This is a genomic window from Craterilacuibacter sinensis, from assembly GCF_009831765.1.
Classification (GTDB): domain Bacteria; phylum Pseudomonadota; class Gammaproteobacteria; order Burkholderiales; family Chromobacteriaceae; genus Craterilacuibacter; species Craterilacuibacter sinensis.
The window spans coordinates 34696-49367 of the sequence record NZ_WSSB01000010.1; the positions used below are offsets into that span (position 1 = coordinate 34696).

At 60.3% G+C, this 14672-nt stretch carries 15 protein-coding genes; 5 read left to right on the forward strand and 10 right to left on the reverse strand.

The window, feature by feature from the left end:
* Positions 1–2: 2 nt before the first annotated feature.
* Positions 3–662, reverse strand: a complete 660-nt coding sequence (locus GQF02_RS11430; RefSeq protein ID WP_160797280.1) for a type II secretion system protein N — start codon at positions 660–662, stop codon at positions 3–5.
* 523 nt (positions 663–1185) lie between these two features.
* On the opposite strand from GQF02_RS11430, the gene GQF02_RS11435 reads away from it, so the two are divergent.
* The gene (locus GQF02_RS11435; protein ID WP_160797282.1) at positions 1186–3183 is read left to right on the forward strand and encodes a PhoX family protein; all 1998 of its coding nucleotides are present in this window, start codon (positions 1186–1188) and stop codon (positions 3181–3183) included.
* 67 nt (positions 3184–3250) lie between these two features.
* Here the strand turns inward: GQF02_RS11435 and GQF02_RS11440 are convergent, their stop codons facing one another.
* The 3 genes from GQF02_RS11440 to GQF02_RS11450 all read right to left on the reverse strand — a co-directional run bounded on the left by GQF02_RS11440 (position 3251) and on the right by GQF02_RS11450 (position 6888).
* Positions 3251–5032, reverse strand: a complete 1782-nt coding sequence (locus tag GQF02_RS11440; RefSeq protein ID WP_160797284.1) for an acyl-CoA dehydrogenase C-terminal domain-containing protein — start codon at positions 5030–5032, stop codon at positions 3251–3253.
* 167 nt (positions 5033–5199) lie between these two features.
* Positions 5200–6135 (reverse strand): electron transfer flavoprotein subunit alpha/FixB family protein, encoded by a 936-nt coding sequence (locus GQF02_RS11445; RefSeq protein ID WP_160797286.1) that lies wholly within the window; start codon positions 6133–6135, stop codon positions 5200–5202.
* A 3-nt stretch (positions 6136–6138) separates the two neighbouring features.
* A complete protein-coding gene (locus GQF02_RS11450) occupies positions 6139–6888 on the reverse strand; it encodes an electron transfer flavoprotein subunit beta/FixA family protein (RefSeq protein WP_124735185.1) in 750 nt (249 codons plus the stop codon).
* Positions 6889–7124: 236 nt separating this feature from the next.
* On the opposite strand from GQF02_RS11450, the gene GQF02_RS11455 reads away from it, so the two are divergent.
* Together GQF02_RS11455 and GQF02_RS11460 are read left to right on the forward strand one after the other, a co-directional pair.
* On the forward strand, positions 7125–7544 hold the full coding sequence (locus GQF02_RS11455) for a MaoC family dehydratase (RefSeq protein ID WP_160797288.1): 420 nt from the start codon (positions 7125–7127) through the stop codon (positions 7542–7544).
* Complete coding sequence (locus GQF02_RS11460; protein WP_160797290.1) at positions 7544–8008, forward strand: GNAT family N-acetyltransferase; 465 nt, start codon at positions 7544–7546, stop codon at positions 8006–8008. Before GQF02_RS11455 ends, GQF02_RS11460 begins: the two co-directional genes overlap by 1 nt.
* Before the next feature lie 57 nt (positions 8009–8065).
* On the opposite strand, the gene queG is transcribed toward GQF02_RS11460, so the two are convergent.
* Positions 8066–9145, reverse strand: a complete 1080-nt coding sequence (queG, locus tag GQF02_RS11465) for a tRNA epoxyqueuosine(34) reductase QueG (RefSeq protein ID WP_235930167.1) — start codon at positions 9143–9145, stop codon at positions 8066–8068.
* A gap of 19 nt (positions 9146–9164) precedes the next feature.
* Between queG and tsaE the strand changes: the two genes are divergently transcribed.
* A complete protein-coding gene (gene tsaE / locus GQF02_RS11470) occupies positions 9165–9635 on the forward strand; it encodes a tRNA (adenosine(37)-N6)-threonylcarbamoyltransferase complex ATPase subunit type 1 TsaE (RefSeq protein WP_220789447.1) in 471 nt (156 codons plus the stop codon).
* A complete protein-coding gene (locus GQF02_RS11475) occupies positions 9611–10849 on the forward strand; it encodes an N-acetylmuramoyl-L-alanine amidase (RefSeq protein WP_160797296.1) in 1239 nt (412 codons plus the stop codon). Before tsaE ends, GQF02_RS11475 begins: the two co-directional genes overlap by 25 nt.
* Positions 10850–10945: 96 nt before the next feature.
* Here GQF02_RS11475 and yacG read toward each other — a convergent pair whose 3' ends face one another.
* From yacG to GQF02_RS11500, 5 genes are read right to left on the reverse strand one after another with little or no spacing between them, the layout of a single operon-like run.
* A complete protein-coding gene (yacG, locus tag GQF02_RS11480) occupies positions 10946–11134 on the reverse strand; it encodes a DNA gyrase inhibitor YacG (RefSeq protein WP_124735190.1) in 189 nt (62 codons plus the stop codon).
* 2 nt (positions 11135–11136) lie between these two features.
* The gene (gene zapD / locus GQF02_RS11485; RefSeq protein ID WP_160797298.1) at positions 11137–11895 is read right to left on the reverse strand and encodes a cell division protein ZapD; all 759 of its coding nucleotides are present in this window, start codon (positions 11893–11895) and stop codon (positions 11137–11139) included.
* Positions 11888–12547, reverse strand: coding sequence for a dephospho-CoA kinase (gene coaE, locus GQF02_RS11490; protein ID WP_160797407.1), 660 nt, complete (start codon positions 12545–12547; stop codon positions 11888–11890). Before coaE ends, zapD begins: the two co-directional genes overlap by 8 nt.
* A complete protein-coding gene (locus tag GQF02_RS11495) occupies positions 12537–13400 on the reverse strand; it encodes a prepilin peptidase (RefSeq protein ID WP_160797300.1) in 864 nt (287 codons plus the stop codon). Before GQF02_RS11495 ends, coaE begins: the two co-directional genes overlap by 11 nt.
* Positions 13400–14623: a type II secretion system F family protein gene (locus GQF02_RS11500; RefSeq protein ID WP_160797302.1), complete on the reverse strand. Its 1224-nt coding sequence runs from the start codon at positions 14621–14623 to the stop codon at positions 13400–13402. The genes GQF02_RS11495 and GQF02_RS11500 overlap by 1 nt, the downstream gene beginning before the upstream one ends.
* Positions 14624–14672 lie beyond the last annotated feature (49 nt).

A 14672-nucleotide genomic window follows, 5' to 3' on the forward strand; every position in this document is an offset into this window, starting at 1 on the left:
CTCTAGTTGGGGTTGGCGTCGATTAAAGCAGCACGGCGGCGGCCAGACGGAACACCCGGCTCGGCCTCGCCCGGCACCGCCTCCGGCACAACGGACATACTGTTCACCCCCGCAGCCGTCGCATCAGGCAAGGGCACAGGAGCAGAGAAATCGGGGCTAGCCGGCGGCGGCATTGGGGCAGGCGCCGTCGTTAACGCACCGGTAGCGGCCGTCGGACGGGCCAGCTCGACCCGGCGCTCGTTGCCGTTTTGGCCGATGCGAATAGCGCTTGGCAAAACCTCCAGCAAGGTCCAGCCGCCGGTTTGCTGACCGACACGCACCGGCGACACCTTGTCACCCTCGCCCACCAGCGCAAAATCGGTATGCGCATTGCCCGACGCATATACCCCGACCAGCGTCAGCGGCGCAGCACCTTGTGCGGCGGCCAGCTCAGGGCTGACCATCTCGCCAAACCAGTGCAAAGCGGCCACCCGCCCGGCGTCCGCCGTCGGCTCGGGCAAGGACAAGGCACGCACCTGCTGCGATGCCGGCGCCAGCCAGACAGACAGCACCGTCCCCAACCAGAACAAGGCCAGAGCAAGGGCAAGATAAGGCAGCAGACGCGGCGCCCCCGCCAAGACTTGGGAAAGATCACCTAAACGCCAGATTTTACGCGCACGCATCAGGCTCTATTTATTCCAAATAAATTGCAAGATTAGACAACTCATGCCAAAGGCACAAGCTGCGCACCTATTACAGCTTTACACCGCATGGCGAACCAGCACCAGATGCAGCGCGGCAGGCTACCACCAACACACCATATATGCACAAGCACTTCTGCGAGGAGCAATATAATGCCATAGCCATGCACACAACAATGCCACGGCAAGCCGTGGCATTGTTCATGGCAGAACCGACCAGAATCAGAACAGGTTTTCCGACATTTCCGGCACACCCATCAAACTGATGAAAGGACTGCTTGATTTGTATTTTCCAGGCTACGCCTAAAGCGTGGACATCCATTCCCCCTAAGTCACAACCCAGCATCATCGCTACGCCTAGTACCTCTCCCCCTTGTTTTAGGCCTCTATTCTTATTGCCCGACATTACAAAATTAATTTGTCATTTAACGTTCATTTACCTGACATCACCAACGGGAATAATCCGCAAAATCCGCTTAACGACAGTCCAACGGAGTCTTCCCTTATGCAAACCTTTCACCCGGATCGCCGCCGCCTGCTGCAACTGCTCGCCAGCGGCCCCCTGCTTCCCCTGTCCGTCGGCGCCGGCAGCAGCGCGCTGCTGGCCGGTTGTCTGGGCGGTGGCGGTAGTAGTAGTAGTAGTAGCAATACGCTGCCACCAGCAACGCCAGCACCTACGCTGTCCAGAGTTCGTTTCACATCGATGGCAGCCCCTACTCTGGCCGAACCAGCCCGCATGGCTTCCACCGACGTGGCAAGCGCAATGACTGTCCAGTTCAGCGACGGTAGCCAACTGGTCAACAAGCTCGCCTACCAGCCCTTCTTCGTCACCGGCGACCAGGTACCGGATGGCAAGGGCGGCAAGGTGCTGGCTGGCGGCTATTACGACATCAACAACCAGCCCATCCTCGACACCTCGGTGCTAGGCCAGACCCGCCTGTTCTTCTCCGACTCGCCGGACGGCACCTCGCTGCTGGCGGTAGCAGGTGCCAAGGTACCAGGGGTAAACGGCAACCCGGTGTTCGCCGTGGTGCAGTTCGAGTACACCACATGGGCGCAGGATGGCAAAACCGATATGTACGGCAAGCTGCCGTCGCCGATCGCCGTACTGACGCTGGACCAGGACCCGAAGACCGGCAAACTCACACTGGTGAAGTACCACAATGTCGACACCAGCCCCGCGCAAGGCTTATGGATCACCTGCGGCGCCAGCCTGTCGCCGTGGGGCACCCATCTGTCGAGCGAGGAGTACGAACCGGACGCGTTCGGCGCTGCGTCCAGCAGCCAGTTCAAGGCCTTCTCCAAGAACCTGTTCGGCGACGAGACCCGGGCCAAGCCCTACCACTATGGCCACCTGCCGGAAGTCACGGTCAATCCGGACGGCACTGGCAGCATCAAGAAGCACTACTGCATGGGCCGCATCTCGCATGAACTGGTGCAGGTGATGCCAGACCAGCGCACCGCGCTGATGGGCGACGACGCGACCAATGGCGGGCTGTTCTGCTTTGTCGCAGACAAGGAAAAAGACCTGTCCGCCGGCACCCTGTACGTCGCCAAGATCGAAGGAACCGGTCTGAGCGCGCTGGACCCGCAAGCGCCGGCCTTCAAGCTCGCCTGGATCCGGCTTGGCCGGGCCAACAGCGCCGAGATCAAGGCGCTGGCCGACACGGTACAGGCAACCGATATCTTCGAACGCGTCACCACCGACCCGAACGACGCAACCTTCCGCAAGGTATTCGTCGGCGGCAAGGCCGAATGGCTGAAACTGAAACCGGGCATGGAGAAGGCGGCGGCCTTCCTGGAGACTCACCGCTACGCGGCCTATGTCGGCGGCAGCCTGGGCTTCACCAAGATGGAAGGCACCACCGTCAATGCCAAGGACAAGCTGGCGTACTCGGCGCTGCAGAACTGCCAGGATTCGATGGTTGTCGGCAGCAGCAAGGGTTATCAGGCCGGTATCGGCATCAACCTGCCGGCCCAGCTCAAGGCAGGTGCGATCCTGCAACACCAACTCGCCGGCGGACTGAAAGACAGCGACGGCGTGGCTATCAACAGTGAGTGGATGCCGGCAAACAGCAAGGTACTACTCAGCGGCGAAGATCTGGCTGCTCCCGACGCGCTGGGCAACACCGCCAACCCGGACAAGATCGCCAACCCGGATAACCTCAAGTTTTCGGAGAAAATGCGCACCCTGTTTATCGGCGAAGACAGCGGCCAGCATGTGAACAACTTCCTGTGGGCATACAACATCGACAGCAAGGAACTGTCACGGCTGATGTCGATTCCCGCCGGCGGCGAATCGACTGGCCTGCATGCCGTTGACGAGCTTAACGGCTGGACTTACATCATGAGCAACTTCCAGCACGCCGGCGATTGGGGCTCTATCCACAACACGGTAAAGGGCACGCTCGACCCGCTGATCAACGCCAACTACAAGAACAAGTTTGGCGCGGCGGTAGGCTACCTCACAGGAGAGGTAACACAAATCAAACTGGCCAAATAAGGCATAGGCCAGAAGATAAAAACGCCACGGCAAGCCGTGGCGTTTTTCATGGCAGAACCTGTCAGGATCAGAACAGATTTTCCGGCATCTCCAGCACGCTGTCGGCACCCTCAAGGATAGCGGCGGCCAGACCGGAGACCTGTGGCAGCAGATGGTCGCCGTAGAAGCGCGCGCTGATGATTTTGGCCGACAGGAAATCGGTATCGGCACCGTCTTCAGCAAGCTTGTCCTGCGCGATCAGCGCGGCGCGACCCATTTGCCAGCCGCCCAGCACGATACCCATCAGTTTGAGGAAAGGTACCGAACCGGCAGCCGCCAGTTGTGGCTGCGCCTTGAAGGTTTCCAGAATGAAGGCAACGCAACGCTCGGCTTCGCGGGCAGCGGCGGTCAGATTGGCCGACAGCTTGGGCTGGCTTGGCGCGAGTTTGGCAGCAACCAGACGGGTTTCTTCCAGCAGTGCCAGCGCGGTCGCGCCGCCTTCGCTGAACGTTTTGCGCCCGATCAGATCCAGGCCGTGAATACCGGTGGTGCCTTCATAAATCGAGGTAATGCGCGCATCGCGGTAGTACTGGGCAACGCCGGTTTCTTCGATAAAGCCCATACCGCCATGCACCTGCACCGCCAGGCTGGTGATTTCGTTGGCCTGCTCGGTATTCCAGCCCTTGACGATAGGGATCAGGAAGTTCACCAGTGACTGGTTTTTTGCCGCTTCGGCTGCAACCGGATGCTGAGCCGCGCGATCCATTGCCGCTGCAGCCACGCAAGCCAGTGCGCGCTGCGCCTCGATCTGAACGCGCATGGTCATCAGCATGCGGCGTACATCCGGGTGCTGGATGATGGCGACGCCGGCCGGATCGGACGAACCGATTGCACGGCTTTGTACGCGGTCGCGCGCGTATTCGACCGCCTTCTGGTAGGCGCGTTCGGACACTGCCATGCCTTCGACGCCGACGCCCAGACGCGCGTGGTTCATCATGGTGAACATATAGCCTAGGCCCTTATTGGCCTCGCCCACCAGATAGCCGATGGCACCGCCTTCGTCACCGAAGCTCATCACCGCAGTCGGGCTGCCGTGGATACCCAGCTTGTGCTCGAGCGAGACGCAACGCACATCATTGCGCGCCCCCAGGCTGCCGTCGGCATTCACCAGATACTTGGGCACGACAAACAGCGAGATGCCCTTCACCCCGGCCGGTGCGTCCGGCAGACGTGCCAGCACCAGGTGGATGATGTTATCCGCCATGTCGTGCTCGCCCCAGGTGATGAAGATCTTCTGGCCGCTGATCAGATAGCTGCCGTCCGCTGCCGGCACAGCTTTGCTGCGCACCTGGGCGAGGTCGGAGCCGGCACCCGGTTCGGTCAGGTTCATGGTACCGGTCCACTCGCCGGTTGCCATCTTGGGCAGATAGACGGCCTTGAGTTCGTCGCCAGCGTGGTGATGCAACGCTTCAACCGCGCCAAGCGTCAGCAATGGTGCCAGCGAGAAGGCCAGGTTGGCCGAGCACCACATTTCTTCGGTTGCCAGCGCAACCAGTGCCGGCATGCCCTGACCGCCAAATTCGGTCGGGGTGCGCAGGCCGGCCCAGCCGGATTCGACATATTGCAGCCAGGCGTCCTTGAAGCCGGGAGCGGAGGTCACGCTGTAGTCGGCGTTCCATTTGGCGCCCTGGTCGCCAGCCTTGTTGATCGGAGCCAGCACGCCTTCGGCGAACTTGGCGGCTTCTTCCAGAATGGCGTCGACCAGATCAACCGAGCAATCCTCGTAGCCGGGCAGGCTGCAGATGGATGGCAGTTCGGCCAGTTCGTTCAGGGCAAAGCGGATTTCCTTGACCGGTGCGTTGTAGATCATCGATCTCTCCTTTGATGTGGGTGCAATGTTGTAAGTACAAAAAAACCGGCCGCGCATTCACCTGAAGCCTGTCCTGACGACAGGGTGGTCTCCGGGGTGAACCGTCGGGCCGGTTCTGTTTTTTTATTGCGGGCAGGCATCAAGGCCTGCCTCGTTCCGGCTGTCGCTTACTTGGACAGCTCGGCCATCAGTTCCGGTACGACGGTAAACAAGTCACCGACGATGCCGTAATCAGCCACCTGGAAGATTGGCGCTTCTTCATCCTTGTTGATCGCAACGATCACTTTGGAATCCTTCATGCCAGCCAGGTGCTGGATGGCACCGGAAATGCCGACGGCGAAGTAAAGCTGCGGAGCCACCACCTTGCCGGTCTGGCCGACCTGGTAGTCGTTTGGTGCATAGCCTGCATCCACGGCAGCGCGCGAAGCGCCTACCGCTGCGCCCAGCTTGTCGGCCAGCGGCTCGATCACAGCCTTGAACTGCGCATCCGAACCCAGTGCACGGCCACCGGAAACGATTACTTTGGCAGCGCCCAGTTCCGGACGATCGGACTTGGTCAGCTCGGCGCCGACAAAAGTCGACAGTTGTGCGTCTGCACCTGCGGCAATGCTTTCCAGTGCCGCTGCACCACCATTGCCCGCCGCTTCAAATGCGGTGGTACGCACGGTGATCACCTTGATCGCATCGGACGACTGCACCGTCGCCAGCACGTTACCGGCGTAAACCGGGCGCACGAAGGTGTCGGCCGACTCGATTGCCGAGATTTCGGAAATCTGCGCCACATCCAGCAAGGCAGCCACGCGCGGCAGCAGGTTCTTGCCAAAAGAGGAGGCCGGCGCCAGCACATGGCTGTAGCCCTTGGCCAGATCGATCACCAGCGGAGCCAGATTCTCGGCCAGGCCGTGCGCGTATTGCGCGGCATCGGCGACCAGCACCTTGGCAACGCCTGCCACCGATTTGGCAGCATCGGCGGCGGCGGCGCAAGCGGCGCCAGCAACCAGCACATGCACGTCGCCACCGAGCTTGGCCGCAGCGGTAATGGTGTTCAGAGTGCCTGCTTTCAGGCTCTGGTTGTCGTGTTCAGCGATAACGAGAATAGCCATGGCTTACAGCACCTTTGCTTCGTTTTTCAGTTTGGCCACCAGCTCGGCAGCAGATGCCACCTTGATGCCGGCGGAACGCTTGGCAGGCTCGGCCACTTTGAGCGTGGTCAGGCGCGGGGTCACATCGACGCCCAGATCTGCCGGAGAAACTTTTTCCAGCGGCTTTTTCTTGGCGGCCATAATGTTAGGCAGCTTGACGTAGCGCGGCTCGTTCAGGCGCAAGTCGGTGGTCACGACGGCCGGCAATGCCAGCTTGACGGTTTCGAGGCCGCCATCGATTTCGCGGGTGACATTGACGGTTTCAGCCGCCAGATCAACCTTGGACGCGAACGTGCCCTGACCCCAGCCCAGCAGCGCGGCAACCATCTGGCCGGTCTGGTTGGCATCATCGTCAATCGCCTGCTTGCCCAGAATCATCAGTTGCGGCGCTTCCTTGGCGGCGATTTCCTTGAGCAGCTTGGCCACGGCCAAAGGCTGCAATTCGGTCTCGGTTTCCACCAGAATGGCACGGTCAGCACCCATGGCCAGCGCCGTACGCAGTGTTTCTTCACACTGCTTGACACCCATGGACACCACGATGATTTCGCTGGCCTTGCCGGCCTCTTTCAGGCGCACAGCCTCTTCTACGGCGATCTCGTCAAACGGGTTCATCGACATCTTGACGTTGGCGATGTCCACACCGCTACCGTCAGCCTTGACCCTAACTTTCACGTTGTAATCAACAACGCGTTTCACAGCGACTAGAACTTTCATATTCCTCCAGCGTATGCTTCGGACTGGTTGATAGATCATTGACGCATGCAGCCGTAGCCTGTCGTGATGCTCTGCCGCGCCCTAGCATTCAAACAATCGTTTGAAGAAAGCGCAAGCCCCACATGCACAAAATCCGGCCCCTCCGCTTTTTGCGCCCTTAACACGCAATTTGCCTGTCACGACTTGCGTGTACAATGCACTGCAACATTTCATCATCATAATACGGGAGTACCGTCATGACCGTCTACTTCGAAGACCTTAAAATCGGTGATTTCGCCGAGTACGCCAAAACCATTACCGAGGCCGACATCCTGATGTTTGCTGCGGTCTCGGGCGACGATAACCCGGTTCACATCAATCAGGAATACGCCGAACAGACCATGTTCGGTGGCCGCATTGCCCACGGCATGCTCACCGCCAGCCTGATCTCTACCGTGGTCGGCACCCGCCTGCCCGGCCCCGGCACCATCTATCTGTCGCAGTCCACCCGCTTCAAGGCCCCGGTCAAGATCGGCCAGACTGTGACCGCGCGCGCAACAGTTGCCGAGCTTGATCCCAACAAAAAGCGCGTTAAATTTACCACCCAGTGTTTTGTCGCCGGCAATGTAATTCTGGAAGGCGAATCACTGGTTATCGCCCCATCGCGCCTAGCCTGATGTCCACGCAGCGACTGCTCCGTGTCACCGCGGATGATGGCAGCCTGGCACGGCCTGATCTGCTGGCATCCGCACTGGCCGTCCACCGCCAGTTACGCCCCATGTTGCCGCACGAAACAACCGCCTATAGCGCCAAGATGGAAAGGGTGTTTGCGGGTGGCGCACGCATGACTGTGGCGGTGGATACGGCAGGCCGGGTGACAGGACTTGCGCTGTACCGGATCTACGAAAACACCTACGAGGATCTGCGCCTGTACCTCGATGACCTGGTGACCGACGAGGCCTGCCGCTCCCAAGGGATAGGCAAGCAGTTGCTGCACTGGTGCGAGGCCGAGGCCAGACATGCGGGCTGCCAGTTCTTTGCACTGGACTCGGGTACCTGGCGTCCTCAGGCGCACAAGCTCTACTTTCGTGAAGACTTCACCATCACCTCGTTTCACTTCGTGAAGAGCGTGCAGTCCTGAGCAATACCCCATGGCCAAAACGGATGCACCTGTATTGGCAACCGGTTCTGGCCATGGCTATCCCTCCTGCCGACTGGCCCTGCCCCCATGCTGCGCCAGCGCCCAGGCCACATGCTCGCGCACCAGCGCCGAGTCATGGCTGCTTCTGGCTTGCAACGCGGCCATGACCTCGGGCGTGCCCGGTGCATTGCCTAAGCCGACCGCCAGATTGCGCAGCCAGCGCTCGTAACCGATGCGGTAGATCGGGCTGCCGGCCATGCGCTGATTGAATTCGTCTTCGCTCCAGCCAAACAATTCGACCAGGGACACATCGTCCAGACCATGACGCACCGCAAAATCCGCCTCATGGCTCGCCACGGCAAAGCGGTTCCACGGGCATACCAGCTGGCAATCGTCGCAGCCATAAACCCGGTTTCCGATCAGGGGGCGCAGCGCCTCGGGAATGGCACCAGAGAGTTCGATGGTGAGGTAAGAGATGCAGCGCCGTGCATCCAGCTGGTAAGGCGCAATAATGGCCTGCGTCGGGCACGCTGTGATGCAGCGCGTACAACTGCCACAGTGCGCCGGCTCTTCATAGTCTTCGGGCAGCGGCAGATCGGTAACGATCTCGCCCAGAAAAAACAGCGAGCCCTGCTCGCGATTGAGCAGCAAGGTATGCTTGCCGCGCCAGCCGAGCCCCCCTTGTGCCGCCAGCGCCACCTCGGCAATAGGGGCGCTGTCGGTAAACACCCGCGCCCCCTGCGCATCGGCCACCGCACGCACGCGCTCGCTTAACGCTTGCAGGCGTTTACGCAAGACCTTGTGATAATCGCGCCCCAGCGCATAACGCGACAGATACGCCACCCCAGGCTCGGCCAGTACCGACTCGGCAGCCCTAGCCTCGCCCGGCCAGTAATTCATGCGCACAGAGATCACACTCAGGGCCCCGGGTACCAGCTCGGCCGGGCGCACCCGCATCAGGCCATGGCGCGCCATATAATCCATTTCACCGTGGTGCCCGGCATCCAGCCAGGCCTGCAGGCGTTCGCCGGCCTCGGGCGGCAGTTCTGCACGGGTGATGCGCACGCCGTCAAAGCCCAGTTCTTGCGCCCATGCTTTGATTTGTGCCGCCAATTCGGGATAATCCACGTTTTGCATTTTACTCTCGGTCATGGTTATGGATGATACCAGCACCCGCAGCGGCTACCTGCCGGATGAAGCGGCTACATTAGGCTTGGGCGCAAGCCTGGCACAGGCCATCATCCCGGGCATGGTGATTTTTCTGGAAGGCGACCTGGGCGCAGGCAAAACCACGCTGACCCGCGGCCTGCTACAGGGGCTGGGCCATCAGGGGCGGGTCAAGAGTCCGACCTATACGCTGGTTGAGACCTACCCGCTGGCGAGTCTGACCGCGCACCATTTCGACCTGTACCGCTTCAATGATCCGGAAGAATGGGAAGATGCCGGCTTTCGCGAACTATTCGGCCACGATACCCTGTGTCTGGTCGAATGGCCGGAAAAGGCGCAAGGCCTGTTGCCACAGCCTGATCTCACTCTAGCGCTAGCGGTGGCCGATGATGGCCGCACCTACCGCATCCACGCCCATGACGCACAAGGGATTCAATGTCTGAGCCGACTTTCGATCTAAGCCGCCGCCATCTGGTCGGTGCCGCTGCGGCAACCTGGCTGCTGTCCGTCAGCCGCATCGGTTTTGCCGCCGTACCGCAAATCGTCGCGCTGCGTATCTGGCCGTCGACCACCTATACCCGCATCACGCTGGAGTCCAGCGAAACGCTGCGCTACAAGCAGTTCAGCCTGAGCAATCCGGCGCGGCTGGTGGTGGATCTGGAAGGAGTGACGCTCAACGCGTTGCTGACCGGCATCAATAGCCAGATCACCGATGCCGACCCTTATATCAAGAGCGCCCGCGCCGGGCAGTTCACCCCGGATACGGTACGTCTGGTACTGGAACTCAAGACCGATGTCGCCCCGCAAGTGTTTACCCTGAGCCCGGTCGCCGGCTTTCGCGACCGGCTGGTGGTCGACTTGTATCCGGCCAAGGCGCAGGAAGACCCGCTACTGGCGCTCTTGCAGGACTACAACAAGGGCAAGCTGGACGAGCAGCCACAACTGAAGCCGCAACCGGGCAAGGCCGGCATCGACCGGCCGGTGACCATCGTGCTGGACCCCGGTCACGGCGGTGAAGACCCGGGCGCAGTCGGGCCTTCCGGTGTGCGGGAAAAGGATGTGGTGCTGAAGATTGCACGCGAGCTGCAGAAAATGATCAACAGCCAGCGCAATATGCGCGCGCATCTGACGCGCGACGAAGACGTTTTCATTCCGCTGGGCGTGCGCGTGGCCAAGGCGCGCAAGCTGGGGGCAGATCTCTTTATCTCCATCCATGCCGACGCTTTTACCACGCCGACGGCGCGCGGCTCTTCGGTATTTGCCCTGTCGGAAAAAGGCGCCACCTCGACTGCGGCACGCTTTCTGGCCAAAACCCAGAACGATGCCGACTTGATAGGCGGGGTAAAGATAGGCGGCAAGGACAAGTATCTGGCGCATACCCTGCTCGACCTGACCCAGACCGCCACCATCAATGACAGCCTGAAGCTGGGCAAGGCGGTGCTGGGGCGCATGGGCAACCTCAATACCCTGCACAAATCGCAGGTCGAACAGGCGGGCTTTGCCGTACTCAAGGCACCGGACATTCCGTCGATTCTGGTGGAAACGGCGTTTATCAGTAATCCGGAAGAAGAAAGAAAGCTGGTCGATCCGGCCTTTCAGCGCCAGATGGCCGAGGCGCTGCTGGCCGGTGTGAAAGGCTACTTCTCGCAAAGCACCTTGTTTGCGAGAACTTAGGAACGGGGAACTGGGAACTGGGAACTGATTTCAACGTGGCGAAAAAATGATGCCAAATCAACACCGATACGGATCACCAGTCCCCGATCCCGAAAACTATTCTCCCAGCTCGTCCGGTGGGGAGGTCGGGACGCGATAGCTTTCATCCGCCCACTGCCCCAGATCGATCAGCTTGCAGCGCTCGCTGCAAAACGGACGGTAGCGGCTTTCCGGCGTCCACGACACGGGCGTACCGCAAGTCGGGCAGGAAACGGTTTTGATAGGGGTATTGCTCTGGCTGGTCATGGTTAAAACTTGCAATAGGTCATGGAAAAGTCGATATCCTGCTCGCTCTGGCGCGCACGCGCTTCACCGGTGCCCGTCTGGACAAAGCGCAGATTGATCGCGTACTTATTGGCCGACAATTCCGGCAGAACATTCAGCCCCTCGGGGTAATCGACACGGATCAGCTGCACCACGCGGCCGCCCGACATCTGCTGAAAAGCCCCGCGCCGCGCCTGATACGCATGCGTCTTGCCGCTGTCGCGCAGCAGGCGCAGCAAAATATCGGCAGCCTCGGAAGTCGGCATCATGGGTTCGGCCCAGCGCTGGATATCGGAGCGGCGCTCGTCGGCGCTCTTGCTCTGCCACAAGGCATAAGACGGCAAATCAAACGAGCAGGTCCCGCCCGGAATCACCGCACGCTGCTTGATCGACATCAGCCATTCATTCTCGCGCAAATGCTGGCCAAACTTGCTGGTCAACTGCAACAGGCGGCCGGCAACATGATCGATCCTGTCCAGCTCGGTATCCAGCGCGACCGCGTCGATCGCCGGGTTGCTATGCAAACCTTCCAGCACCTGCCTCTGCCGCTCCAGCTCCTGCAGCAAATCGGACTTAAGTTCGGCACGTGACGCCACTTCCAGTATCTCGAACAGAACCAGAAGGGCAGAATGGTGTTCAAACGGGTGTTCCCGCGTAATGAAAAAATTCAGCCGCAGATAGAGCTGCTCCAGGCGGAGCAAGGCACGCGTACGTTCGGTAACAGGGAACTCAAAACTAATCACTACGCGAATCCGTATGGTCTGTGGATGAGGGCGGACAGGCCGCACCGGTAAAACTGGCTAGATAATAACGATGTTTAAGCGCAACTTGAAGATCAAGCGCGGTTAAATCGCCACTATTATCGATTACATCGTCACTTCTGGCCTTGCGTTCGCTACGCGACAGCTGCGCCGCCATAATGGCACGCACCTGTTCTTCTGTCAGTCGGCTTCTTTGCATCACCCGCGACAACTGCATTTCTTCCGGGCAATCGATGGCCAGTGTGCGCGACAGCAGGCCAAGATAAGTGCCGGTTTCAAATAATAAGGGCACCACCAGCATCGCATACGGGCTGTGCCCGAGTGACAGCCGGCGCAGACTCTCTGCATGAATCAGCGGATGCAGAATGCCCTCCAGCTGCGCGCGCCGGGCCGGATCGGCAAACACCAGCGCCCGCATCGCCGCCCTGTCCATACTGCCATCGGCCGCGATCACACCAGGACCAAACCCGGCCGCAATCGCCGGCATGGCCGCACCACCGGAAGCACTCAGCGCATGCGCGACCTCGTCGGTGTCGACCACATCGACCCCCAGCGCGGCAAAACGCTGCGCCACCGCACTCTTGCCCGAGCCTATGCCACCGGTCAGCCCGATAATCGCCCGCTTACAAGCCACCAAGATACCACCCCACGATAGCGGGCCCCCATATCAGCGCGATCAAGCCTGCCGCCGCCAGATAAGGGCCGAACGGCAAGGGCTGGCCGCGTCCCAGGCGCGCGGCGGCCATCATGGCGATGCCCCACAAGGCACCGACCAGACTGGACAGCAGAATAATCAGCGGCAACATCTGCCAGCCCAGCCACGCACCCAGCGCCGCCAGCAGCTTGAAGTCGCCATAACCCATGCCCTCCTTGCCGGTGACCAGCTTGAATGCCCAGTACACCGACCACAAGGACAGATAACCCGCCATCGCCCCCGCCACCACGTCGGACAGAGGCAAGATACCGGTCAGCAAATGGAACAACAGGCCGGCCCATATCAGCGGCAGGGTGATATCGTCCGGCAGCAATTGGGTATCAGCATCGATAAAGGTCAGCGCAATCAGCGCGCCAGCCAGCAGCAAGCTCCCCGCCAGCATGACCGATGGCCCGAAGCGCCAGGCCAGCACGGCAAACAGCACACCCGTGACCAGTTCGACCAGAGGGTAACGCAGCGGAATCGGCGCCTGACAATCGGCACAGCGCCCGCGCAAAGACAGCCAGCCCAGGAGCGGAATATTGTGCCAGGGGCGAATGGCCGCACCGCACTGCGGGCAGCGCGAGCGCGGCACCATCAGATTGAAGGGCGCGCACGGGGCGATCTCTTCGCCACGCAGTTCGGCGCATTCGGCAGCCCAGCGCCGCTCAAGCATCACCGGCAGCCGTGCAATCACCACATTGAGAAAACTGCCGACAAACAGGCCAAACAGCGCGACCAGCAGAATAAAAGCCACAGGCGGCAAAGCCAGCATCAGATCGAATAGCGCCATCAGCCCACCACCTGCCCCATCTTGAAGATAGGCATATACATGGCAATCACCAGGCCACCAATCAACACACCCAGCACCACCATAATCACCGGCTCCATCAAGCTGGACAGCGCAGCCACCGCGTTATCCACTTCTTCTTCGTAAAAGTCGGCCACCTTCTCCAGCATGGAGTCGAGCGAACCAGACTCCTCGCCGATGGCGGTCATCTGCATCACCATATTGGGGAACAGATCGCTTTTCTGCATGGCGTAAGTCAGGCTGGAACCGGTACTGACCTCGGTACGGATCTGCCCGGTGGCATCGGCATACACCTGGTTGCCCGATGCCCCGCCCACCGAATCCAGCGCCTCGACCAGCGGTACACCGGCGGTAAACAGCGTGGCCAGCGTGCGCGTCCAGCGCGCAATAGTCGCCTTTCTCACGATGTCACCGATCACCGGCAGCTTCAGCACAATGCGGTCGGCAATCTTGTGCGCCTTGGGCGAGCGCTTGAAGGCAAACATGCTGCCGAAAATCGCCCCGAACAGGCCACCGAAAATCAGCCACCACCATTCGACAAAGAAGTCGGACAGCCAGATCACGAACATGGTCGGCGCCGGCAAGTCTGCACCGAAGCTGGAGAACAGGTCTTTAAACGCCGGAATCACGTAGATCATGATCACGGCAGTAATGATAAAGGCGGTACCGATAATCGCCGTCGGGTAGATCATGGCCGACTTGATCTTGGCCTTGATCGCCAGTGTTTTTTCCTTATAAGTCGCCAGCTTGTCCAGCAGCGAATCCAGCACACCGCCGGTTTCACCCGCCGCGATCATATTGCAGAACAAGGCATCGAACTGCAGCGGATGCTTGCGAAAAGACTCGGACAGCGAGCTGCCGTTTTCCACTTCGGCGCGGATATCCAGCAGCAGCTTGGTCATGCGCGGATTGCTGTGGCCGCGTGCGGTAATATCGAATGCCTGCAACAGCGGCACACCGGCACGCATCATGGTCGATAGCTGGCGGGTAAACAGCGCCACATCCTTTTCGGTGATGCTGCTGCCCAGCTTTTGCCGTTTGCGCTTGATCTTGAGCACATTGATGCCCTGACGGCGCAGCATCATGCGGGCCACGGCTTCGGTTTCGGCGCGAATCTCGTTGCGCACCACCTTGCCGCCCTTGTCCTTCCCCTCCCATTCCCAGGCATATTGGGCGGGATTTTTCACGCTTGCAGCTTTAGCCATAATGCGATCCGTTATTGTTATTCATGTACTGCCACGTTGCCGCCGGCGG

Coding starts and splice junctions, on each gene's coding strand:
- GQF02_RS11460 (WP_160797290.1), top strand. CDS start 7,544: ATGTCCACGCAGCGACTGCTCCGTGTCACCGCGGATGATGGCAGCCTG.
- GQF02_RS11450 (WP_124735185.1), bottom strand. CDS start 6,888: ATGAAAGTTCTAGTCGCTGTGAAACGCGTTGTTGATTACAACGTGAAA.
- GQF02_RS11455 (WP_160797288.1), top strand. CDS start 7,125: ATGACCGTCTACTTCGAAGACCTTAAAATCGGTGATTTCGCCGAGTAC.
- queG (WP_235930167.1), bottom strand. CDS start 9,145: ATGCAAAACGTGGATTATCCCGAATTGGCGGCACAAATCAAAGCATGG.
- GQF02_RS11495 (WP_160797300.1), bottom strand. CDS start 13,400: ATGGCGCTATTCGATCTGATGCTGGCTTTGCCGCCTGTGGCTTTTATT.
- GQF02_RS11475 (WP_160797296.1), top strand. CDS start 9,611: ATGTCTGAGCCGACTTTCGATCTAAGCCGCCGCCATCTGGTCGGTGCC.
- GQF02_RS11430 (WP_160797280.1), bottom strand. CDS start 662: ATGCGTGCGCGTAAAATCTGGCGTTTAGGTGATCTTTCCCAAGTCTTG.
- GQF02_RS11440 (WP_160797284.1), bottom strand. CDS start 5,032: ATGATCTACAACGCACCGGTCAAGGAAATCCGCTTTGCCCTGAACGAA.
- tsaE (WP_220789447.1), top strand. CDS start 9,165: ATGGATGATACCAGCACCCGCAGCGGCTACCTGCCGGATGAAGCGGCT.
- GQF02_RS11500 (WP_160797302.1), bottom strand. CDS start 14,623: ATGGCTAAAGCTGCAAGCGTGAAAAATCCCGCCCAATATGCCTGGGAA.
- GQF02_RS11445 (WP_160797286.1), bottom strand. CDS start 6,135: ATGGCTATTCTCGTTATCGCTGAACACGACAACCAGAGCCTGAAAGCA.
- GQF02_RS11435 (WP_160797282.1), top strand. CDS start 1,186: ATGCAAACCTTTCACCCGGATCGCCGCCGCCTGCTGCAACTGCTCGCC.
- yacG (WP_124735190.1), bottom strand. CDS start 11,134: ATGACCAGCCAGAGCAATACCCCTATCAAAACCGTTTCCTGCCCGACT.